Source organism: Embleya sp. NPDC055664, from assembly GCF_053618075.1.
Genome location: NZ_JBSHGZ010000004.1, coordinates 353,854 through 374,414 on the forward strand (window position 1 = coordinate 353,854; position 20,561 = coordinate 374,414).

Annotated in this window: 21 protein-coding genes; 9 read left to right on the top strand and 12 right to left on the bottom strand. The window is 71.8% G+C overall.

The annotated features are described in order from the left end of the window. Window positions 1–77: 77 nt before the first annotated feature. From ACWGR4_RS09380 to ACWGR4_RS09410, 7 genes are all read right to left on the bottom strand, one after another. A complete protein-coding gene (locus ACWGR4_RS09380) occupies window positions 78–1,373 on the bottom strand; it encodes a family 2B encapsulin nanocompartment shell protein (RefSeq protein ID WP_452128816.1) in 1,296 nt (431 codons plus the stop codon). Between the two features lie 290 nt (window positions 1,374–1,663). Continuing rightward, window positions 1,664–2,710, bottom strand: coding sequence for an allantoicase (gene alc / locus ACWGR4_RS09385; RefSeq protein WP_452128815.1), 1,047 nt, complete (start codon window positions 2,708–2,710; stop codon window positions 1,664–1,666). 116 nt (window positions 2,711–2,826) lie between these two features. Next, window positions 2,827–4,173, bottom strand: a complete 1,347-nt coding sequence (gene allB / locus ACWGR4_RS09390) for an allantoinase AllB (RefSeq protein ID WP_452128814.1) — start codon at window positions 4,171–4,173, stop codon at window positions 2,827–2,829. Further along, on the bottom strand, window positions 4,170–5,291 hold the full coding sequence (locus tag ACWGR4_RS09395) for a glycerate kinase (protein WP_452128813.1): 1,122 nt from the start codon (window positions 5,289–5,291) through the stop codon (window positions 4,170–4,172). Before ACWGR4_RS09395 ends, allB begins: the two co-directional genes overlap by 4 nt. 157 nt (window positions 5,292–5,448) lie before the next feature. After that, on the bottom strand, window positions 5,449–7,164 hold the full coding sequence (gene gcl / locus ACWGR4_RS09400; RefSeq protein ID WP_379998357.1) for a glyoxylate carboligase: 1,716 nt from the start codon (window positions 7,162–7,164) through the stop codon (window positions 5,449–5,451). Next, on the bottom strand, window positions 7,164–8,120 hold the full coding sequence (locus ACWGR4_RS09405; RefSeq protein ID WP_452128812.1) for a 2-hydroxy-3-oxopropionate reductase: 957 nt from the start codon (window positions 8,118–8,120) through the stop codon (window positions 7,164–7,166). The genes gcl and ACWGR4_RS09405 overlap by 1 nt, the downstream gene beginning before the upstream one ends. Then, window positions 8,117–8,959, bottom strand: coding sequence for a hydroxypyruvate isomerase family protein (locus ACWGR4_RS09410; RefSeq protein WP_452128811.1), 843 nt, complete (start codon window positions 8,957–8,959; stop codon window positions 8,117–8,119). The genes ACWGR4_RS09405 and ACWGR4_RS09410 overlap by 4 nt, the downstream gene beginning before the upstream one ends. Before the next feature lie 140 nt (window positions 8,960–9,099). Here ACWGR4_RS09410 and ACWGR4_RS09415 point away from each other — a divergent pair, with 140 nt between their 5' ends. From ACWGR4_RS09415 to ACWGR4_RS09440, 6 genes are all read left to right on the top strand, one after another. Further along, window positions 9,100–9,357: a thiamine-binding protein gene (locus ACWGR4_RS09415; protein ID WP_452128810.1), complete on the top strand. Its 258-nt coding sequence runs from the start codon at window positions 9,100–9,102 to the stop codon at window positions 9,355–9,357. Next, window positions 9,354–9,716: a helix-turn-helix domain-containing protein gene (locus ACWGR4_RS09420; RefSeq protein ID WP_452128809.1), complete on the top strand. Its 363-nt coding sequence runs from the start codon at window positions 9,354–9,356 to the stop codon at window positions 9,714–9,716. Before ACWGR4_RS09415 ends, ACWGR4_RS09420 begins: the two co-directional genes overlap by 4 nt. Before the next feature lie 159 nt (window positions 9,717–9,875). Continuing rightward, complete coding sequence (gene uraD, locus ACWGR4_RS09425) at window positions 9,876–10,373, top strand: 2-oxo-4-hydroxy-4-carboxy-5-ureidoimidazoline decarboxylase (RefSeq protein WP_379998367.1); 498 nt, start codon at window positions 9,876–9,878, stop codon at window positions 10,371–10,373. Beyond that, the gene (gene uraH, locus ACWGR4_RS09430) at window positions 10,370–10,711 is read left to right on the top strand and encodes a hydroxyisourate hydrolase (RefSeq protein WP_379998369.1); all 342 of its coding nucleotides are present in this window, start codon (window positions 10,370–10,372) and stop codon (window positions 10,709–10,711) included. The genes uraD and uraH overlap by 4 nt, the downstream gene beginning before the upstream one ends. Before the next feature lie 4 nt (window positions 10,712–10,715). Then, the gene (gene pucL / locus ACWGR4_RS09435; protein WP_452128808.1) at window positions 10,716–11,630 is read left to right on the top strand and encodes a factor-independent urate hydroxylase; all 915 of its coding nucleotides are present in this window, start codon (window positions 10,716–10,718) and stop codon (window positions 11,628–11,630) included. Between the two features lie 34 nt (window positions 11,631–11,664). Continuing rightward, the gene (locus tag ACWGR4_RS09440; protein WP_452128807.1) at window positions 11,665–13,080 is read left to right on the top strand and encodes an 8-oxoguanine deaminase; all 1,416 of its coding nucleotides are present in this window, start codon (window positions 11,665–11,667) and stop codon (window positions 13,078–13,080) included. Window positions 13,081–13,101: 21 nt separating this feature from the next. Here the strand turns inward: ACWGR4_RS09440 and ACWGR4_RS09445 are convergent, their stop codons facing one another. The 3 genes from ACWGR4_RS09445 to aceB form a co-directional block, all read right to left on the bottom strand. Next, complete coding sequence (locus tag ACWGR4_RS09445) at window positions 13,102–13,452, bottom strand: hypothetical protein (protein ID WP_452128806.1); 351 nt, start codon at window positions 13,450–13,452, stop codon at window positions 13,102–13,104. Between the two features lie 84 nt (window positions 13,453–13,536). After that, entirely contained in the window at window positions 13,537–13,926 is a 390-nt protein-coding gene (locus tag ACWGR4_RS09450) for an allophanate hydrolase-related protein (RefSeq protein ID WP_452128805.1), read from the bottom strand. A gap of 139 nt (window positions 13,927–14,065) precedes the next feature. Continuing rightward, the gene (gene aceB / locus ACWGR4_RS09455) at window positions 14,066–15,685 is read right to left on the bottom strand and encodes a malate synthase A (RefSeq protein WP_452128804.1); all 1,620 of its coding nucleotides are present in this window, start codon (window positions 15,683–15,685) and stop codon (window positions 14,066–14,068) included. 132 nt (window positions 15,686–15,817) lie between these two features. On the opposite strand from aceB, the gene ACWGR4_RS09460 reads away from it, so the two are divergent. Further along, window positions 15,818–16,621, top strand: coding sequence for an IclR family transcriptional regulator (locus tag ACWGR4_RS09460; RefSeq protein ID WP_379998381.1), 804 nt, complete (start codon window positions 15,818–15,820; stop codon window positions 16,619–16,621). A gap of 21 nt (window positions 16,622–16,642) precedes the next feature. On the opposite strand, the gene ACWGR4_RS09465 is transcribed toward ACWGR4_RS09460, so the two are convergent. After that, window positions 16,643–17,914, bottom strand: coding sequence for a TetR/AcrR family transcriptional regulator (locus tag ACWGR4_RS09465; protein ID WP_452128803.1), 1,272 nt, complete (start codon window positions 17,912–17,914; stop codon window positions 16,643–16,645). A 255-nt stretch (window positions 17,915–18,169) separates the two neighbouring features. Here ACWGR4_RS09465 and ACWGR4_RS09470 point away from each other — a divergent pair, with 255 nt between their 5' ends. Beyond that, the gene (locus ACWGR4_RS09470) at window positions 18,170–18,949 is read left to right on the top strand and encodes an SDR family NAD(P)-dependent oxidoreductase (protein ID WP_452128802.1); all 780 of its coding nucleotides are present in this window, start codon (window positions 18,170–18,172) and stop codon (window positions 18,947–18,949) included. Window positions 18,950–19,132: 183 nt separating this feature from the next. On the opposite strand, the gene ACWGR4_RS09475 is transcribed toward ACWGR4_RS09470, so the two are convergent. Further along, entirely contained in the window at window positions 19,133–19,303 is a 171-nt protein-coding gene (locus tag ACWGR4_RS09475) for a hypothetical protein (RefSeq protein ID WP_379998387.1), read from the bottom strand. 141 nt (window positions 19,304–19,444) lie between these two features. Here ACWGR4_RS09475 and ACWGR4_RS09480 point away from each other — a divergent pair, with 141 nt between their 5' ends. Continuing rightward, window positions 19,445–20,473: a glycerophosphodiester phosphodiesterase gene (locus ACWGR4_RS09480; protein ID WP_379998389.1), complete on the top strand. Its 1,029-nt coding sequence runs from the start codon at window positions 19,445–19,447 to the stop codon at window positions 20,471–20,473. The last annotated feature ends 88 nt before the right edge of the window (window positions 20,474–20,561 follow it).

Here is a 20,561-nt window from a genome sequence, read left to right on the forward strand (position 1 = left end):
GGTTTGACACCTATACATAGTCTTCGTGATCTTTCTCATCCGGTCACCCGTGTCTCGCACGGGGCGCCCTCTCCCGCTCATCGGGCCCGCGAGATCTCGACGTTCTCCAGGACCCCCAGGGCGTCCGGGACCAGTACCGCCGCCGAGTAGTAGGCGGTGACCAGGTAGGAGATCAGCGCCTGCTCGTTGATGCCCATGAAGCGCACCGACAGGCCCGGCTGGTACTCGTCGGGCAGGCCGGTCTGATGCAGACCCACCACACCCTGGTCGTCCTCGCCGGTACGCATCACCAGGATCGAACTGGTGCGCCCCTCCGAGATCGGGATCTTGTTGCACGGGAAGATCGGCACGCCGCGCCAGGCCGGGATCTGGTTGCCGCCCACGTCGACCGTGGTCGGGTACAGGCCGAGCCGACTGCACTCGCGGCCGAACGCGGCGATCGTGCGCGGGTGGGCCAGGAAGAGCCTGGAGCCGCGTCGCCGGCTGAGCAGTTCGTCCATGTCGTCGGGGGTGGGCGGGCCGGACTGGGCCTGGATGCGCTGGTCGTAGTCGGCGTTGTGCAGCAGCCCGAACTCGCGGTTGTTGATCAGCTCGTGTTCCTGGCGCTCGCGCAACGCCTCGATGGTCAGCCGCAATTGTTGCTCGATCTGATCCATCGGGTGGTTGTACAGATCCGCGACCCGGCTGTGCACCTTGAGCACGGTCTGCGCGGCGCTCAACTCGTATTCGCGCGGCTTGAGTTCGTAGTCCACAAAGCTGCCGGGCAGCAGCGCCTCGCCGCGGTGGCCGGCGGACATCGGGATCTCCGCCTCGCCCTTGGCGTTCTGCGGCCGACTGGTGTCCTCGGCGTATTCGGCCAGGTGCGTGCGCAACGCGTCGGCCCGCACCGCGTCGAACGCCTCCCGGGTCATCTCCAGCACGATCACCGAGGTGGCCGCGGTGGCCGTGTACCCCCACGTCGCGTCCCCGTCGACGAGCATGCGCTCGCCGAAGTGGTCGCCGTCGCCGTGCAGTCCGAGCACGGTGCGGTCGCCGTAGCGGCCCTCGCCGAACCGGTTGATCTTGCCGTGCACGACCAGGAAGACCCGGTCGGTCGGCTCCCCCAGGGTCGTCAGCGTCTCCCCCGCCGCGAACTCCCGCCGCACGAACCGGTCCGCCAGCGCGCGCAGCACCTCCTCGTCCTCGAACCCGCGCAGCGGCGCCAGCTCGCCCAACTCCGCCGGGATCACCCGCACATCGGAACCGGTCTGGACGAACTGGACCCGGCCATCCCCCACCCGGTAGCTCAGCCGTCGGTTGACCCGGTATGTACCACCCGATACCTGGACCCACGGCAACATCTTCAGCAGCCATCGCGACGTGATGTCCTGCATCTGCGGGACGGTCTTGGTGGTCGTCGCGAGATTTCGCGCCGCCTCCGTCGCAAGACTCGAACGGGCCTGCGTGTCCTGGGCGTCACCTTCCGTGCGCGCCCCAGCATCGATCGACAACGATTCCGCCTCCCCTGGATGAACCCGTTTGCGCGGTCAATCGTTGCCGGTGCGCCGACGGCCGGCCATTACCCGAACGAGTGAGACTGATAGGGGTGCGAAGTGGCTAAGCAGCTCTGACGGAGGCTTCCCGCGGGTTCTGCACGCTCATCTCGGATCCGACTCCCCGTCGGCTATGCGGGTCCGGCGCTGTGGAAGCGCTCGCGCAGCGCGGTCAGGCCCGCCGCGGTCAGTCGGCCCGGCAGCCGCAGTCGGGCCACCCCGCCGTCCGGGAAGACCTCGATGCGTACGTGCGTGACCGGGGGCACGTCGGTGAAGCGGAATCGGTGTCGGGTGTCCGGCTGGACCCTGGTGCGCGGCAGCAGTTCGAACCAGGCGTCGGGATCCACGCTCGCGTCGCTGCCGGCCAGCGCGATCCAACCCGGCGCGTTCCCCAGGTAGTTGTCGATGTCGACCTCGGCGCCGAGCAGTTCGGCCCGTCCGACCAGCCGCAGCCGCACCCAGTCGTGGCCGGCGTCGCGCCGCCGGCGGGTCTCCCAACCCTCGCCCATCACCCGCGAGCGGCCCGGCGCGTTGAGGTTGTGCGGCGAGGAGAAGTAGCGGTCGCTGGCCGCCTCGGCGACGCCGCCGTACTCCTGCGCCGCGAGGTCCACGGTGAGCCCGTCGAGCCAGGCCGGATCCGGTACCGCCTCGCCGTGCACGCGCAGTCGGGCCACCCCGCCGTCGGGGAAGATGTTCAGCCGTACGTGGGTGAACCGCCGTGCCACGGCGACCTCGAAGGGATGCGCGGTGTCGCCCCGCAGCTCGGTGCGGGCGACGATCGTGGCCCACGCGACCGCCGGGTCGAGCAGTTCCTCGACCGAGGGTGTGCCGGGCACGGAGGCGGCCTCGACCGAGACGCCCGGCGGATAATTGCCGGTGAAGAACGCGGTGTCGATCACGACCCCGCGCACGATGCCGGGCACGCCAAGGCGCACGATCGCCCAGTCGTGCGCGTCCGGTTCGGGGTGCGGGTGTGCGGCCGAGCGGCCGCGCCGGCGGCGGGTCTCCCAGCCGTCCATGATCTGCCCCCTGGGGCCGAACGTGTGCGGCGCGAAGACCGGCGGTTCGGCCCGAAGCAGGTTCTCCTTCTCGGCGAACCACTCGTCGTTGGCAGCGACCACGCCGGCGCCGAGCGCGCGCGAGGCCAGATTGACGTATGCGGTGAAGTCGGTGGTCATGGGGAATCTCCTCGCCCGGAACGGGAGTCGACAACCGCGGGCGGGCGCTCGCGGTTACTGGGGACCACTCGAGGGAGGTGGGCCGTGGCCGCGCAGGCGGCGCATGGCGGGGGTGATCACGCGGCCGTCCCCACACGATCCAGGAGGCGCCCGCGCGGGGTGCCGTGTACGTTCACGGGCGCGCCCGCGAGCCACGTGGTGCGGACGACGCCGGTGAGCGTGCGGCCGGCGTAGGGGGTGGCCGGATTGCGGTGGTGCAGCCCGCCCGGATCCACCGTGAACACCGTGTCCGGGTCGAACGCGACCAGGTCCGCGTCGTATCCGGGGGCGATGGTGCCCTTGCGGGCCAGGCCGACCAGCCGCGCCGGTCCGGTCGACATCAGCGCGACCACCTCCGCCAGCGCCAGGCCGCGCGCCCGGGCCGCGGTCCACACCGCGGGCAGACCCAGTTGCAGGGAGGCGATGCCACCCCACGCGGCGGCGAAGTCGCTGACGTCGAGCCGCTTGAGGTCGGTGGTGCACGGCGAGTGGTCGGAGACCACGGCGGCGAACGCGCCCGCCTCGACCCCGCGCCACAGCCGCTCGCGGTTGTCCTCGGAGCGGATCGGCGGACAACACTTGAACGTGGTGTCGCCGGCCGGCACCCCCTCGGCGGCCAGGGTCAGATAGTGCGGACACGTCTCGGCGGTGACCGCGATCCCGTCCGCACGGGCGGCGGCGAGCAGCGGCAGTACGTCCGCCGAGGACACGTGCAGCACGTGCACCCGCGCGCCGGTGCGCCCCGCGGTGTCCAAGAGTTGCCCGACGGCGACCGTCTCCGCCGCGTCGGGTCGGGAGGCGAGAAAGTCGGCGTAGGCCCGACCGGGCACTTGCGGCGCGGCGTCCAGGACCTGCGGCGCCTCGGCGTGGATGATCGCGAGCGCGCCCAGCCGGGCCTGTTCGGTCAGCGCCTCGGCCAGCTCCGCGGCGTTCACGTGCGGGAACTCGTCCACGCCGGACGGCGCCAGGAAGCTCTTGAACCCGTACACGCCGGCCCGGTGCAGCGCGGCCAATTCGCCCGTGTTCCCCGGGATCGCCCCGCCCCAGAAGCCCACGTCCACGTACACCCGCCCGCGGGCCGCGTCCCGCTTGACCCGCAGCGCGTCGATCGTGACGGTGGCCGGGATCGAGTTGAGCGGCATGTCGATCAGGGTGGTCACCCCGCCGGCGGCCGCGGCCCGGGTGGCGCTGGTGAAGCCCTCCCACGCGGTGCGACCCGGCTCGTTGATGTGTACGTGGGTGTCCACCAGGCCCGGCAGCAGGGCGACGTCGCCCAGATCCTCGATCGGCGCGCCGCCGGCGGCGGTGCCGTGGGGCAGCACCTCGGCGATCCGGTCGCCGGCCACGACCACGTCGGCGGGCCGCTCGCCGTCCGGGGTGAGCACCCGGCGCGAGCGCAGCACGAGGGTGGGGGTGTGGGTCACGACGCGTCCTCCGATGCGGTGAGCAGGTCCCGGGCCAACCGCTCGCCCGCGATCTCGGCGAGGGCGCCGGCGCGGGTCAGGCTGTCGGGGCCCAGATCGGTCAGCGCGTAGGCGGCGACGATGCCGGCCGCGTCGAGTCGGTCCCGGCTCAACTCGACGCGGCCGCACACCACCGCCACGGGCACCCCCCGGGCCCGGGCGGCGGCGGCCACCCCGGCCGGTGCCTTGCCGTGCAGGGTCTGTGCGTCCAGGCTGCCCTCGCCGGTGACCACGAGCCGGGCCCCGTCGAGCAGTTCCGCGAAGCCCAGGAGGTCGAGCAGCAGGGCGATGCCGGGGCGCACGGTCGCGCCGAGCAGCGCCAGCGCGCCGAAACCGGCGCCGCCGGCCGCTCCCGCGCCGGGGACGTCGGCCAGGTCCGGAGCGACCACCTCCGCCCAGCGCGCGAGGGCCGCGTCGAGCACGGCCACGTCGTCGGGTGTGGCGCCCTTCTGCGGCCCGTACACCGCCGCCGCGCCCTTGGGGCCCAGCAGCGGGTTGTCCACGTCCGAGGCGATCACCACCTCGACGCCGGCCAGCCGTGCGGCCAGGGCCGGGGCTCCGTCGATCCGGTCCAGGTCGCGCAGCGCGGCCCCGCCCCGGGGCAAGTCCGCCCCGGCCGCGTCGAGGAGGCGCACCCCCAGCGCCCGGGCCAGCCCCGAGCCGCCGTCGGTGGCGGCGGCGCCGCCCAGGCCGAGCACGATCCGGGTGCAACCCAGTTCGAGCGCGTGGGCGATCAACTCGCCCACCCCGGTGGTGTCGGCGGTCAGCGGCTCGAATCCGCCGGGTAGCCGGGCGAGCCCCGCAGCCTCGGCCAGTTCCACCACGGCGGTGGCGCCGCGCACGGCGAACGCCACGTCGACGGGCCGCCCCGTGGGACCGCTCACCCGCGCCGGGATCCGGGTGAAGCCGGCCGCCACCGCGGCGTCGACCGTGCCCTCACCGCCGTCGGCGACGGGCAACACGCGGATCTCCGCGTCCGGGCGCGCCCGGCGGATCCCGGCGCCGATCCGGGCCGCAGCCTCCACCGCGGTCAGGGTCCCCTTGAATTTGTCGGGGGCCAGCACGACGACCGGACCCATGCGCTGCTCCTTCGGGTGGGCTGTGCCAGGAGCACAGTCAACTACGCGGCCGCCGTTTCGGGCAGGACCGACGAGGCCGGCAACCGCCCGGTGACGCGGGCACGACACCGGAATGGGGTCGACGCCACCGGACGGAATCGATGGGAGCGGCGGTCCGCTACGGCACCGGCTCGAACTCCTCGACCGCGTCGATCGCCGGCCCGTGCGGCGTGTTCGCCTCACGCTCGATCATGATCTCCACCAGGACCGGCCGCGAGGTGCGCCGCGCCTCCTTGCGAGCCCACTCGATGCTCGGGCGGATGTCGCCCGGCTCGATCACCCGCGTGCCCGAACAGCCGTATGCCTCCATCAACTTGACGTTGTCGGTGCCGACCTCGTCGTAGTGGATGTCGACCTGGTAGTTCATCTCGTACGGGATCGACGCCTGCCGGATCAGGCCCAGATACTCGTTGTTGATCATGATGATCACGAACGGCACGTTGTACTGCGCCGCCACGGCCAGTTCCTCGACCAGATACTGGAAGCCGTAGTCGCCGACGATGCCCACCACCTCGGCGTCCGGATCGTTGTGCCGCAGCGCCTTCTTGACCCCGATCGCCGCCGGGATCTCCCAGCCGAGCGGGCCGGCCTGACCGCAGACCTGGTAGTGGCGCGGCTTGTACGCCTTCTGATGCTGGCCGCCCCAGATCTGGTAGAGCCCGATCGCGGTGACGAAGTAGGTGTTCGCGTCGAAGATCTCGTTGATCTCCTTGTACACGCGCGGCGCCTTGATCGGCACGGTGTCGAAGTCCTCGCGCCGGGTCAACGACGCGCGCAACTCCCGGATCCGCGCGACCCACGCGCCCGCCTCGCGGCGGATGCCGCGCTCCTTGGCGGTGGCCAGGATCGCCTGGAGGAACAGCCGGGTGTCCGAGACGATGCCCAGATCCGGCTCGAACACCTTGCCGATCTGGGTGGGTTCGATGTCGACGTGGATGAACTTCCGCTGCCCCCGGTACACATCGAGTGTGCCGGTGTGCCGGTCGCCGAAGCGGGCGCCGAGCGCGAGCACCAGGTCCGATTCCAGGAACGAGGCGTTGCCGTAGCGCTGCGAGGTCTGCACACCGGTCATCCCGCTGTAGAGCGCGTGGTCCTCGTCGATCGACCCTTTGCCCATCAGGGTGACCTGCACCGGGACCTGGAGCAGTTCGGCGAGTTCGACCAGTTCTTCGTGCGCCTCGCCGATGATCACCCCGCCGCCGGAGAGCAGCAGCGGGCGTTCGGCGGCGAGCAGCAGGTCCAACGCGGCGTCCACCCGCGGCTGGTGCGGGTACACCTCGGTCACCGGCAGCGGCGCGTCCACCGCGGAGTCCCACCGGATCTCCTGGCGCTGCACGTCCAGCGGCAGGTCGATCAGCACCGGGCCCGGGCGGCCCGAGCGGGCCCGCCGAAACGCCTCGCGGAAGATCCAGGGAGCCTGTGCGGCCTCCTTGACCTGCACCGACCACTTGGTCACCGGTTTGGCGATCTCCACGATGTCGACCGCCTGGAACGCCTCCTGGTGCAGCTTGCTCGACACGGCCTGACCGGTGATGCACACGATCGGGACGGAGTCGGCGAGCGCGGTGTACAGGCCGGTGATCATGTTGGTGCCGGCCGGACCGGAGGTGCCGATCGCGACGCCGACACCGCCGTTGGTCCGGGCCCAGCCGTCGGCCATGTGGGTCGCGCCCTCTTCGTGCCGGACGATCAGGTGCTCGATCCCGCCGACCGCCTCCAGGGCCGCGTAGAGCGGCAGGATGGCCGCACCGGGGCAGCCGAACGCGGTGTCCACGCCCTCCGACTTCAGCACCTCCACCACCGCGTTCATGACCGGAACACGACGGGGTGCCATCAGTTGTCTCCCTGCTTCGAAGCACTGTCCTTGGTGCCGGCGGTCGGCGAACCGCCCTCGCGGGGACCGCCGTTGAGCCGTTCCAGGCCGAGCAGCAGGCCGGAGTGGTCCAGCCCGCCCCCGCCCTGGGCGCGCAGCGAGGCGACGAGTTGCGCGGTGAGTCCGGCGAGCGGCAGCACGAGGTCGAACTCGCGGGCCGATTCGGTGACGATGCCCATGTCCTTGTGGTGCAGGTCGATCCGGAACCCCGGCTCGAAGTCGCGGTCGCGCATCACCCGCCCCTTGCGGTCCAGGACGGTACTGCCGGCCAGTCCGCCGGCGAGCACCTTCAGCCCGGCCTCGGTGTCCACCCCCGCGCGCTCCAGGAACAGCAGTGCCTCGGCGACGAGTTGGACGTTGCCCGCGACGATCAGCTGGTTCGCGGCCTTGACCGTCTGGCCCGCGCCGTGCGGACCGACGTGCACGATCGTGCGGCCGAGCACCTCGAACAGCGGCAGTGCGACGGCGAAGTCCTGCTCGGTGCCGCCGACCATGATCGAGAGCACTGCCTCGATCGCCCCCGCCTCGCCGCCGCTGACCGGCGCGTCCAGCACCCGCAGCTTGCGCTCGGCGCCGGCCTGGGCCACCGCGATCGAGGTGCCGGGCTTGATCGAGCTCATGTCGATCACGAGCGTGCCGGGCCCGACACTCTCCAGGACGCCGCCCGCGCCGAACATCACCCGCTCGACCTGCGGATCGGCCGGGACCATGGTGATCACCACGTCCGCGTCGCGCGCCGCGTCGGCGATGCCCGCCGCGCCCTCGCCGCCGGCCGCGATCAGCCGGTCGATCGCGGCCCGCTCCAGGTCGTATCCGGTGACCCGGTGGCCGGCCCGGACCAGGTGGGCCGCCATCGGGCCGCCCATGATGCCCAGTCCGATGAACCCGATCCGCCTGGTGTCCGCCGCGCCGGTCATCCGGTCCCTCCCCTGTTGTCGCGCAGCTCGCGTGCGAGCCAGCCGAAGCTGTCCGCGGCGGCGCCGACCGGCTTGTATTCGAGGCCGACGCGCCCGGTGTACCCGGCGGCGACGAGTCGGCGGAACAGGTCGTCGAAGTCCACTTCGCCGGTGCCGGGTTGCCCCCGTCCGGGGGTGTCGGCGATCTGCACGTGGCCGAAGCGATCGGCGTGGGCGTCGATCACCTCCGCCGGCGCCTCGCCGTTGCGGGCGAGGTGGTAGAAGTCGGCCAGGAAGGCCGTGTTGCCCAGGCCGGTCTCGGCGTTCACCTTGTCCACCACGGCGAGCGCGTCGGCCGCGCCGGCGAGCGGGTAGCGCGGGTTCTCCGGCGTGTTCAGCGCCTCGATCAGCACGGTCGCCCCGACCCGCTCGGCGGCGACGGCCGCCGACACCAGGTTTTCCAGGGCGAGTTCGTCCTGGGCCCGCGGATCCACGCCGTCCTCCCGGTTGCCGTACAGCGCGTTCAGCGCGCGGCAGCCCAGGCTCCCGGCGAAGCCGGTCGCGACGTCGATGTTGGCCCGGAAGCGCGCCGCCTCGGCGGGCCGGGACAGCAGGCCACGATCCCCGGCGGGCATGTCCCCGGCGTCGAAGTTCAGCCCGACCAGGGCGACGCCGGCGTCGCGGACGGCCCGGGCCAGCGCGTCCAGCTCGGCGTCGGCGGGGGTCGGCCCGGCGAAGGGCCACCAGAGCTCGATCTCGGTGAAGCCGGCCTCGGCGGCGGCCGCGGGCCGTTCGAGGAGCGGGAGTTCGGTGAAGAGGATCGAAAGATTGACGTCGAAGCGCAGTTCGCGAGCGCTCACGGGATCACCTCTTCCACGTCGATTCCATAATGCGGAAGTAATATTCTGATCACCGAAATCATGCCACGCGGCTTCAACAGTTTGTCAAGGGTGGTGCGGGCAGCCTGGCCTGCCGGGGATCGGCCGGCTAGGGTTCGGGCGTGCGATTGCGGATGGAGTTCTCGACCGAGCCGTTCGATCTGGACGGCGTGCCGGCCCATGCCCTGGAGGCCCGACGCGTGCTCGACGAGGCGGGTCTCGACGTGGAGGTCGGCCCGTTCGGCACGACCGCCGAGGGCGAGGCCGCGGCGGTGCTCGCGGCACTGGACCGGGTGTGCCGAGGCGCGTTCGGGGTCGGCGCGTCCCGCATCTCCATCCAGGTGACGACCATGCCGCAGACGCCGGGAGGCCGGGCGTGAGCACCGCCGAACATCCCCTGTCCGCCGCGATCAAGCCCCTGGTGACCGCGATCGGCGCCGAATTCGTCCCGGTCGGCGACGCCGGCCCCGAGGACGTCGTGCTCGACTGGGAGGGCCGCCCCGCCGTCGCCGTACGCCTGCCTGGCCTCGGCAGCGCTCTGGACCGCCTCCTCGGCGAGGCCGAACGCCAATACGGCCCGCTGGCCGACCTCGGCCGCGAGGACAAGCAGCGGGTGGTCCGCACCCTCGAACAACGCGGCGCGTTCACCGTCCGGCACGGCGTCGAGACGGTGGCCGCGGCCCTCGGGGTGAGCCGCTTCACCGTCTACAACTACCTGAACCGCGACGCGCGCCCCTGATCCGAGACCGCACGATCGCTCCGACGATGCACTTCAACAAACTGTTGACGATCGCGATTCGCAACGCCTAGCGTTCCGGCCAGTGCCGACGCCGGGTACTCGCTCGGGCGTGGTGCTCACCTCTGGACGGGAGTACCCGCGGAGCGAGGAGGTCTCGACATGCCATCGACCCCAGGGCTGAAACGGCTCGACGACGCGTCCACCGACGAGGGGATCCGACTGCTCGGGGAGGTATGCGCCAGTCGCGCCTGGATCGCGGCGGTGCTGGCCGGACGCCCCTACGCGGACCCGGACGCATTGTTCGCCGGCTCCGACGCGGCGACCGCCGCTCTCACCACCGACGATCTGCTGGAGGCGATCGACGGACACGCCGTGATCGGGCGCCCCCGGCACGACGATCCACGGTCGACCCGCGAACAGGCGGGCGTACAGCAGGCGGACGACACACTGTCGGCCGAACTGCGGGCCGGGAACATCGCGTACCGAGACCGGTTCGGTCGGGTTTTCCTGACCTGCGCGAGCGGGCGCGGCGCCGTGGAGATCCTGGCCGAACTGCGCCACCGACTCGACAACGACCCGACGACCGAGTGGGAGGTCACCCGTGAGGAGTTGCGGAAGATCAACCGCCTGCGCCTGGAAGGGCTGATCCGCGCGTGATCTCCACCCACATCCTCGACACCAGCGAGGGCCGCCCGGCCCCCGACGTCCCCGTCGAGTTGTCCCGACGCACCGCCGACGGCACCTGGATCGTGCTCGGCACGTCCGCGACGAACGCCGACGGCCGCTGCCCGGACCTGCCGGCGCTCGGCGTCGACCCGGCCGCCGGCCCCGTCGACGTGCGCCTGGTCTTCGACGTCGGCGCCTACCGGCGCGCCCGCGGCGAGACGCCGTTCTTCCCGGAGGTCCGGGTGGTCTTCACCGCCGATCCCGAAACGCACTACCACGTACCGCTCTTGCTCAACCCGTACGGATACTCCGTTTATCGAGGGAGCTGACGACATGCCGATGGTGCTCGGGCAGAACCAGTACGGGAAGGCGGAGACCCGCGTCGTCCGGGTCCGCCGCGACACCGAGCGGCACGAGGTCAAGGACCTCAACGTCGGCGTCGCGCTGTCGGGCGACCTGGCCGACACCCACTTGACCGGCGGCAACGACAAGGTGCTGCCGACGGACACCATGAAGAACACCGTGTTCGCCTTCGCCCGCGAACACGGCGTCGACTCCATCGAGGCCTACGGGATACGGCTGGCCCGGCACTTCGTCGAATCGCAGCCGTCGATCACCCGGGCCCGGATCCGGATCGAGGAATACCCGTGGAACCGGATCACCTCGGCCCCGGGGCGCGATCGATTCGTCGGCGCGGACGAGATCCGCCACTCGTTCGTCCGCGACGCGAGCGAGACCCGCACCACCGAGATCGTCTGGGAACACGAACGGGCGCAGGTGATCTCCGGGCTGAAGGACCTGGTCGTGATGAACACGACCGCCTCCGAATTCCGGGGCTACATCAAGGACCGCTACACCACCCTCCAGGAGGCGTACGACCGCATCCTGGCCACCAAGGTCAGCGCCCGCTGGCGGTTCTCCTTCGACACCTCCGCCGGCGCGGGCGAACCGGACTGGGAACGCTCGTACACGCAGGTGCGCCGGCATCTGCTGGAAGCGTTCGCCGAGACCTACTCCCACTCGCTCCAGCAGAGCCTGTACGCGATGGCGGACCGGGTATTGACCCATCGGCACGAGGTGGACGAGGTCCGCCTGTCGCTGCCGAACAAGCACCACTTCCTGGTCGACATGGAGCAGATGGGCATCAAGAACGACAAGGAGGTGTACTACGCCGCCGATCGGCCCTACGGTCTGATCGAGGGCACGGTGCACCGCGAGGGTGTCACACCACTGATCCCGGTGGACTGAACCCACCGACACCGCTGCCGCAAAGGGACCGCCGATGTCTGTTGACAACTCCACCGGCTCCACCGCCTCCGCCGTCACCGGCGACACCACCGCCCCCGGGCGCATCGTGATCGAGAACTGCGCGATCGCCACCGTCGACGCCGGGGACACGGAATACGACTCCGGCCACGTCGTGGTCGCCGGCAACCGCATCGAGGCGGTCGGCGCCGGGCCCGCCCCCGCCGGCCTGGAACGGGTCGTGCGCCGGATCGACGGGACCGGGCACCTGGTCACCCCGGGCCTGGTCAACACCCACCACCACTTCTACCAATGGATCACGCGCGGCCTCGCGCAGGAGTGCAACCTCTTCGACTGGCTCGTCACGCTCTACCCCGTCTGGGCCGGGATCGACGACGAGATGTGCCACGCCGCGGCGCAGGGTTCGGCCGCCGCGCTGCTGCGTTCGGGCTGCACCACCTCCACCGACCACGCCTACGTCTTCCCCAAGGACGGCGGCGACATCCTGGGCGCGGAGATCCGCGCACTGGCCGAGTTGGGCATGCGGTTCCAACCCACCCGGGGATCGATGGACCTGGGCACGTCGCAGGGGGGACTGCCGCCGGACGCGTGCGTCGAGGACACCGACGCGGCGCTCGCCGCGACCGCCGAGGCGATCGACCGCTGGCACGACGCCTCCTTCGACGCGATGGTCCGGGTCACCGCCGCACCCTGCTCGCCCTTCTCCGTGACCCCCGAACTGCTGCGCGGAGCTGCCGAGTTGGCCCGCGCCAAGGGGGTCCGGCTGCACACCCACGGCGCGGAGACGGTGGAGGAGGAGGCGTTTTGCCGGGAACGATTCGGCATGGGGCCGACCGACTACCTGGAGAGCCTGGGCTGGTTGGGCGAGGACGTGTGGATGGCGCACTGCATCCACATGGACGACTCGGACATCGCCAAGTTCGCCGCCACCGGCACCGGCGTGGCGCACTGCCCCTCCTCCAACGCCCGGATCGCGGCGGGCATCGCCCGGGTGCCGGACATGCTGGCCGCCGGCGTCCCGGTGGGCCTCGGCGTGGACGGCGCCGCCTCCAACGAGTCGGGGGAATTGGGTACCGAGCTGCGCAATGCGCTGCTGATCGCCCGACTGCGCGGCGGCCCGGGCGCGTTGACGGTCCGTCAGGCGCTGCGCCTGGGCACCGTGGGCGGCGCGAAAGTGCTCGGCCGGGAGCACGAGATCGGCTCCCTGGAACCTGGCAAGCTCGCCGACCTTGCCATGTGGCGGGTGGACGACGTGCTGCACTCGGGCATCGCCGACCCGGTGGCCGCGCTGGTCCTGGGTGCCGCCGCCCCGCTGACCCTGCTGCTCGTGAACGGCCGCGAGGTGGTCGAGCAGGGGCACCTGTCCCGGGTGGACGAGGAGGAGATCGCCCGCAACGTGAGCCGAGCGGCGGCCCGACTGCGCGCGAAGTAGCGCCGTGCGGCGGACGGGAGGTCAGTCCCGGGCCGCCGCCTTGGCCACCAGGGCCAGCGGTACCGTCGCGCACTGCGTCGCGGAGGCCACCGTCATGGTCCGCACCCCGGTCCGCCCGGCGATGTCCACCAGTCGGGCCGCGTCGCACACGTAGGGCCGGGCGTGCGGGACGTCCCGGGCGCAGGTGGCCGCGTCGACGAAGGCCGCCAACCACGGCTTGCCGTCCTGCCCGTGGATGAACACCACCGACTCGGTGTCGTCGATCGCCACCACCACCCCGCCGGCCACGATCGCGGCGAGCAGGTCGGCGGGGTCGATCTCCCCGTCGGGGTCCTCCAGGACGGCGGCCAGGGCGGCGTTCTCGGCAGTCATACCGTGATCATATGGGCGCCGGCACGGCGTTTCGCCCACACGTCGCGCCCGCGCTCGGGTCGGCGGAACACCCCACGCCGGCGGCTACGCCTCGCGCCCGAGCGTGCGCAGGTACGCCCGCCACCCGCCGAACTCGGTGATCTCCTTGTGCCGGCCGGACTCCGACTCGCCGCGGCGCAGGATCATCGAGAAGCAGGCCGAGCCGTCCTCCAGCTTGATGATCCCGAACTCCAACTCCGGCGGTTCGGTCGGCAGCAGGTTGTCCCGCAACACCTCGTCGGGGACCTCGTACACCTCGCCCGCGATCCGTGCCTCGCTCGTCGGGTCGGGCAGCAGTCCCGGGCAGCGGTCGCCGATCGAGAAGAAGCGGTATCCGGGAGCGGTGCGCGTCCGGGCGACGAGCGGCGCGCCCTCCAGGTGGTGGTGGAACGGGCCACCCTCCATCGCCTGACCATTGAGGAACATGCGGGCCATCGGCTGTCTCCTGTTCGAAGTCGGCAGGGGTGTGGGGAGAGTGCGGAACGGCCGGGCCCGTCCGATCGGACGCGCCCCACGACCGCCGGGTTGGACCCGGCCGTTCCGCGCATGTGGGGGGATGGACCAACGGCTCGACTCAGTCGAGGAGTTCGCATCCCGGCAGGGTGAGGAAGTCGACGAACTCCTCGGCGAGCGCGACCCGCAGGAACAGCTCGCGCGCGTCCGTCCAGCGGCCCGCGTCGAAGTTCTCATCGCCCAAGTCCTCGCGCAGCGCGCCCAGTTCCTCGACGACCAGGCGGCGGACCAAGTCCGCGGTGACCTTCTCGCCGGTGTCCGAGAGCACCACGCCGTTGTTGATCCACTGCCACACCTGGGAGCGGGAGATCTCCGCGGTGGCGACGTCCTCCATCAGGCCGAACACGGCGACCGCGCCGTATCCGCGCAGCCACGCCTCCAGGTAGCGCAGGCCCACACCGACCGCGCCGTGCAGTCCGGCGCCGGTCGGCGAGCCCTGGGCGGAGCCCACGTCGAGCAGCTGATCCGCCGTCACCTCGACCTCGTCGCGGGTACGTTCGAGCTGGTTCGGCCGATCGCCGAGCACCGCGTCGAACGCCTCGCGACACACCGGGACCAGGTCCGGGTGGGCCACCCACGACCCGTCGAAGCCGTCCGCGGCCTCACGATCCTTGTCGTCGCGCACCTTGGCCAGCGCGGCCGCGTTGGCCACCGCGTCCCGGCGGGAGGGGATCACCGCCGCCATCCCGCCGATGGCGTGCGCGCCGCGCCGGTGGCAGGTGCGCACGAGCAGTTCGGTGTACGCGCGCATGAACGGTGCGGTCATGGTGACCGCGTTGCGGTCGGGGAGCACGAACGCCTCGCCCGCGTCCCGGAAGTTCTTCACGATGCTGAACAGGTAGTCCCACCGCCCGGCGTTCAACCCCGAGGCGTGCTCGCGCAGTTCGTACAGGATCTCGTCCATCTCGAACGCGGCGGTCACCGTCTCGATCAGCACGGTGGCCCGGATCGTGCCGCGCGGGATGTCGAGCAGGTCCTGCGCGTGCAGGAACACGTCGTTCCACAACCGGGCTTCGAGCCGGCTCTCGATCTTGGGCAGGTAGAAGTACGGTCCCAGGCCCCGGTCGAGCAGCCGGGCCGCGTTGTGGAAGAAGTACAGCCCGAAGTCGACCAGCGCACCGGACGCCGGCGCGCCGTCGACCAGGATGTGCCGCTCGTCCAGGTGCCATCCGCGCGGACGCATCACCACGGTGGCCAGTTCGTCGTCCGGGCGCAGCCGGTAGCTCTTGCCCTCGGCGGTGGAGAAGTCGATCCGCCGGTCGTAGGCGTCGATCAGGTTGAGCTGGTGTGCCACCACGTTGTGCCAGGTGGGCGCGGAGGCGTCCTCGAAGTCGGCGAGCCAGATCCGGGCCCCGGAGTTGAGCGCGTTGATCGTCATCTTGCGGTCGGCCGGTCCGGTGATCTCGACCCGGCGATCACGCAGCGCGGGCGGCGCCTCGGCGACGCGCCAGTCGGCGGCGCGCACGTCGGCGGTCTCCGGGAGGAAGTCGAGCCGGCCGGTGCGGGCGATCTCCGTGCGTCGGGCCCGTCGCCGGTCGAGCAGTTCGAGGCGGCGACCGCCGAACCGGCGCTGCAACGCGGCCACGAAGCGCAGCGCCTCGGGGCCGAGCACTTCGTCCGCCCGCGGCACGGAGCCGCCGGTCGCGCCGCCGTGCTTGACCACGATGGTCGGTGCACTCATGGGTGGCTCTCCTTCGCCGTCGACGTTCTTTTGTAGAGTGGACATTAGTTTCCGGGAAACGGAAGTTCAACAACATGTTGAACTCAGTCTCGACGAATCTCTCGTCGAACCGAGTCGTGTGGAGGATCGTCGGTGGCCGCAGTCAACGCAGGCAGCAACGGCACGGGCGGCGGTGTCCAGTCCCTGGAACGCGCGTTCGACCTCCTCGAACTGCTCGCCGACGCCGGCGGGGTGCTGACGCTCAGCGAACTCGCCGCGCGTTCGGGATTGCCCATGCCCACGATCCACCGCCTGGTACGCACCCTCGTGTCGTCGGGTTATCTGCGCCAGGACGCGTCGCGCCGCTACACCCTGGGCCCGCGGCTCATCCGGCTGGGCGAGACCGCGGGCCGGCTGCTCGGCAGCTGGGCCCGGCCGTATCTGGCCGAGCTGATGGAGGCCACCGGCGAGACCGCCAACCTCGCGGTCCTGGAGGCGGGCGAGGTGGTCTACGTCGGCCAGGTGCCCAGCCGGCACTCGATGCGAATGTTCACCGAGGTCGGCCGCCGGGTGCAACCGCACTGCACGGCGGTGGGCAAGGTGCTGCTCGCCCAACTGCCCGAGGCCGACGCGGCGCGGGTACTCGGCGCTCGCCCGTTGGCCTCGCACACCGAGCACACGGTCACCGATCCCGCCGAGCTGCTGGCCCAGTTCCCGACGATCCGGGCCCGTGGTTACGCGATCGACGACCAGGAGCAGGAACTCGGCGTGCGCTGCGTGGCGGTGGTGGTACCGGGCGCGCCGACCGCTACCGCGCTGTCCATCTCCGGCCCCGAGGCGCGCATCCGGGCGATGGAGGAGGGCTGGATGACCAGCCGGATGCAGGAGATCGCCGTCCGCCTGGGCCAACGCCTCGGCGGCACCGATCCGCTCCCGGAGCCCCTGGCCGCCGACTGAGCCACCACCCGCCGAGCGGGGTCAGGCCGGCGTCAGGCCGAGCACGGCGCCGGCCACCACCGCCAGGGTCGGCGCCACGCCGTCGGTGTCACGCAGATGCCGCACCCGGGCCACGTCGTTGATCGCGCTCAGCGCCGCGTGCACCCGGATCCGCGCCTCGGCGGCGCCGTAGTGCGGCCGGACCGCGCACAACAACCGGTTCCACTCCATGAGGTAGTCCACCCGCGCCTGCCGGGCCCGATGCCGCGCCTGCGTCGGCAGGTGCGAAACCTCCGCGACCAACAACTGCACCAGATCGTTGCGGTCGAGGGAGAAGCGCACATACGACCGCAGCAGTACGCGCAGTGCCGTCTCGGCGTCGTCGGCGCCCGCGAGCGCGCGCGTCATGTCCAGCAAAAGCCACTCCAGGCCCCGGGTGACCGCGGCGCACAGCAGGTCGGCCTTGCTCTCGAAGTGGTTGTACACACTGGGGCCGGCGATCCCGGCGGCGGCGCCGATGTCCTCGATGGCCACTCCGGCGTAGCCCTGCTCGGCGAACATCCGCACCGCCGCGCCGAGCAGCGCCTCGCGCCGCGAACGCAGCCCGATCCCGGCCGGCGCCGGGGCCTCGGCGATCGGCCCCAGTGCCACCGGATCCGCGGTGACCGCCGCCCGACACAGGTCCACCAGGAGGCGGACGTACTCCGGACGGGGCAGGTCGATCCGGTGGAAGGACGGGCTGAGCAGCACCCCGAGGCCGCTGCGGGCCAGCACCTCGCCCTGCCCGGCGGACAGTCGCGGGCGGGCCTTGCGGATCAGCGCGGTGACCACGGCGGTGACCGCGCGCACCTCGCGGCGTACCTCGGCGCGTTCCGCCGGCGGCAACAACCGGCCCTCGCGCTGCCACAACACGCCCACCTCGCGGTGGTCGAGGGTGGCCGCGACCACCGCGCGCAGCACGGTGTCCGGGTCGTCCACGGCGCTGCGGGCCAGCGCGTCGCGCACCGGCGCGATCCCGTCGAGCACCACCTGCAGGAGCAGGTGCTGTTTGCTGCGGAAGTGCCGGTACAGGGCGGAGGGGCCCATGCCCACCGCCTCGGCGATGTCGCTCATCGCCACGTCGGCGTAGCCCCGGCGGTAGAACAGGTCGGCCGCCGCGGCCAGGATCAGTTCGCGTCGATTGCGCGGCCGGGTCCCCCGGGCGGGCGGCACGAGTCCGCCGACCTTGCGCACCGCAGCCGCCATCGCGTACTTCCCTCCGGGATCCGCCCCCGCGCGCCATTGTTCCAGCCGGCCGCCGCCCGCGGCGGCCACGCGCCGAACCCGCCCCGCCCCGATGGAGAGGACCGGGCCACCTGTCGCGATCACTAGGGCGTGTCTTCAAGCCCCCGCCGAGCTCCGCGACGCCCGGCACCGCACCTCGCCGCCCCGGAGAAACAGGCGAATGGAACCACTATGCACCTGCTTCTCCGGCACGCCGATGCACGGCATCCGCCCTTCGGGCTCCTCGCTGCGCTCACGCCGCGGAGCCCGACGGGGGTTTGAAGACACGCCCTAGGCTGCGGAGGCATGACGACCTCACTGATCACCGGTGCCACCGCAGGGCTCGGCGCCGCGTTCGCCCGGCGCCTCGCCCACGAGGGGCACGACCTCGTCCTGGTCGCGCGCGACCGCGAACGGTTGACCGAATGCGCCCGCGAACTGCGGGAGGAGCACGGCGTTTCGGTGCAGGTGCTGGCCGCCGACCTGTCGCTGGACGAGGGGATCGCCGCCGTCGAGGCACGCCTGGCCGACCGCGAGGCGCCGGTGGACGTACTGGTCAACAACGCCGGGTTCGGCAGCAAGGGCGGCTTCCTCGCCATCTCCACCGCGGAGGAGTTGCGCATGCTCAAGGTGCACTGCGAGGCGGTGCTGCGGCTGACCGCCGCCGCGTGCGAGGCGATGCGCGAGCGCGGGCGCGGCTGGGTGGTGAACGTGGCCTCCGTCGCCGCCTTCCTGCCGCGCGGCACGTACGGCGCGAGCAAGGCGTGGGTGGTGAGCTTCACCGAGGGCGCGGCCAAGGAACTCGCGGGCAGCGGTGTGCGGTTGATGGCGCTGTGCCCGGGCTTCGTGCGGACCGAGTTCCACCTGCGGGCCGGGATGGGCACGTCCAACATCCCCAACTGGATGTGGCTGGACGCCGATCGGGTGGTCGCCGCGGCGATCCGGGACCTGGCGCTGGGCAAGTCGGTCAGCGTGCCGGACCTGCGCTACAAGGCGGTGGTCGCCCTGGCCCGGCTCACCCCGCGCGCCCTGTTCGGCAGCGTGTCCACCCGGACCGGTCGGGTGTACGGACCCACGCGCGGTTAGCGCCTGCCCGCGGTCGCGGCGCCCACGCTCCGGGTGGGACACCGAAGACCCCGCCGACGGGTGGTCGGCGGGGTCCTCGGGTGCGTCCGGGCGGGGCGGTGTGTCCGTCACGCCCCTCCCCCGGGTATCCGCGAAGTCTTCGGGTCGACACTCCGGGACCGTCGCCTCGGAGCGACCGGACGGTCAGCGACGACGGCCCTTGGGCCGCTCGCTCTTGCCGCGCCGGGCGGCCTTGGGGGCTTCGAGCGTGTCGATCGCCTCGGTCGGCTGCGCCGGGGCGGACTCGTTGCGCCCGGTGTCGGCGAGCAGCGGGTTCTTGTTCTTCAGATGCGGCTTCTGCTTCTGCTTGGCCATGACCGTTTCCTCCTGGAGAGAGCCGTTGGGCGGTCATCGACCACTCTCACACCGTTCGTGACGGTACGCATGTCGAGCATCACACGCCGTCATCCAGGGGGGATTCGAATGGCAGCTCGACGTACCTTCTACGATGCCGGGATGCCCATCGATCCACCCCAACGCCGGCACCGCCGCCGGGGATACCCCGTGCGGCGGATCGGCGTCGCGCTCGCCATAGTCGGCATCGCCGTCGGCACCGTCCAGTGCGCCGAGCCCGCCTGGATGCACAAGGACGGCAAGACGGCGTCCGCCGGCGGCGTGTCGACGACCACCGAGCCGCCCCAGCCTGCCGCGATGCGCCCGTCCTCGGCCGGCGCCGGCGCCCCGAACGGCTCCTCGGTGATCGACGGTCGCCGGTACATGCGATCCGCCGGCGCCCGGGTGACCGTGTTCGCGCACCGCGGCGCGCCGACGCTGGCCCCGGAGAACACGCTGCCCTCCGACGAGGCGGCCCGGCGTTCGGGTGCCGACTGGATCGAGAACGACGTGCAGCCGAGCCGGGACGGCGTGCCGCACATCATGCACGACGAGACGGTGGATCGAACCACCGACGGACACGGGCGCATTCGCGATCTGACCTCGGCCCAGTTGGCCGCTCTGGATGCCGGGAAGTGGTTTCGGCCGGAGTTCGCCGGCACGAAGGTGATGACCCTGCGCGGGCAACTCGCGGATCTGCGCTCCCGGGGCGGGCGGCTGCTCCTGGAGATCAAGAACCCGCAAACCCGGGAGGAGATCGCCCGCATCGTCGACGAGGTGCGCCACAGCGGCATGTCGGACCGGGTGTTCGTACAGAGCTTCGATCGGGAGTCGTTGCGGATCACCCGCGATCTCGCCCCCGACCTGCCGCTCGGCCTGCTGGGCGACGAGGACGAGGCGGATCCGGTGGCACTGGCCCGGGAATTGCGGCTGACCTCGTACAACCCCTCCTACTACCTGGTCGCCAAACATCCCGACCTGGTCCGCCGACTGCACGCGGCCGGCGTCGCGGTGTTCGCGTGGACCCCCGACGACCCGAACGAGTGGTCGAAGCTGAACGACGCGGGGGTGGACGGGATCATCACCAACCGCAGCGCCGACCTGGTCGCGTGGAACGGGCAGCACACCCCCGGGAAGGGCGCCCGCCACTGAGCCGAGCCGACGAACGGCCCGTGAACGGCCCGCGACCGACCCGAAACCCGCTTTCGGACGGGTCGCGGGCCGTCCTGTCCACGGAACC

Coding starts and splice junctions, on each gene's coding strand:
- ACWGR4_RS09380 (WP_452128816.1), bottom strand. CDS start 1,373: ATGCAGGACATCACGTCGCGATGGCTGCTGAAGATGTTGCCGTGGGTC.
- alc (WP_452128815.1), bottom strand. CDS start 2,710: ATGACCACCGACTTCACCGCATACGTCAATCTGGCCTCGCGCGCGCTC.
- ACWGR4_RS09395 (WP_452128813.1), bottom strand. CDS start 5,291: ATGGGTCCGGTCGTCGTGCTGGCCCCCGACAAATTCAAGGGGACCCTG.
- gcl (WP_379998357.1), bottom strand. CDS start 7,164: ATGGCACCCCGTCGTGTTCCGGTCATGAACGCGGTGGTGGAGGTGCTG.
- ACWGR4_RS09405 (WP_452128812.1), bottom strand. CDS start 8,120: ATGACCGGCGCGGCGGACACCAGGCGGATCGGGTTCATCGGACTGGGC.
- uraD (WP_379998367.1), top strand. CDS start 9,876: ATGCCATCGACCCCAGGGCTGAAACGGCTCGACGACGCGTCCACCGAC.
- pucL (WP_452128808.1), top strand. CDS start 10,716: ATGCCGATGGTGCTCGGGCAGAACCAGTACGGGAAGGCGGAGACCCGC.
- ACWGR4_RS09440 (WP_452128807.1), top strand. CDS start 11,665: ATGTCTGTTGACAACTCCACCGGCTCCACCGCCTCCGCCGTCACCGGC.
- ACWGR4_RS09445 (WP_452128806.1), bottom strand. CDS start 13,452: ATGACTGCCGAGAACGCCGCCCTGGCCGCCGTCCTGGAGGACCCCGAC.
- ACWGR4_RS09450 (WP_452128805.1), bottom strand. CDS start 13,926: ATGGCCCGCATGTTCCTCAATGGTCAGGCGATGGAGGGTGGCCCGTTC.
- aceB (WP_452128804.1), bottom strand. CDS start 15,685: ATGAGTGCACCGACCATCGTGGTCAAGCACGGCGGCGCGACCGGCGGC.
- ACWGR4_RS09470 (WP_452128802.1), top strand. CDS start 18,170: ATGACGACCTCACTGATCACCGGTGCCACCGCAGGGCTCGGCGCCGCG.
- ACWGR4_RS09475 (WP_379998387.1), bottom strand. CDS start 19,303: ATGGCCAAGCAGAAGCAGAAGCCGCATCTGAAGAACAAGAACCCGCTG.
- ACWGR4_RS09480 (WP_379998389.1), top strand. CDS start 19,445: ATGCCCATCGATCCACCCCAACGCCGGCACCGCCGCCGGGGATACCCC.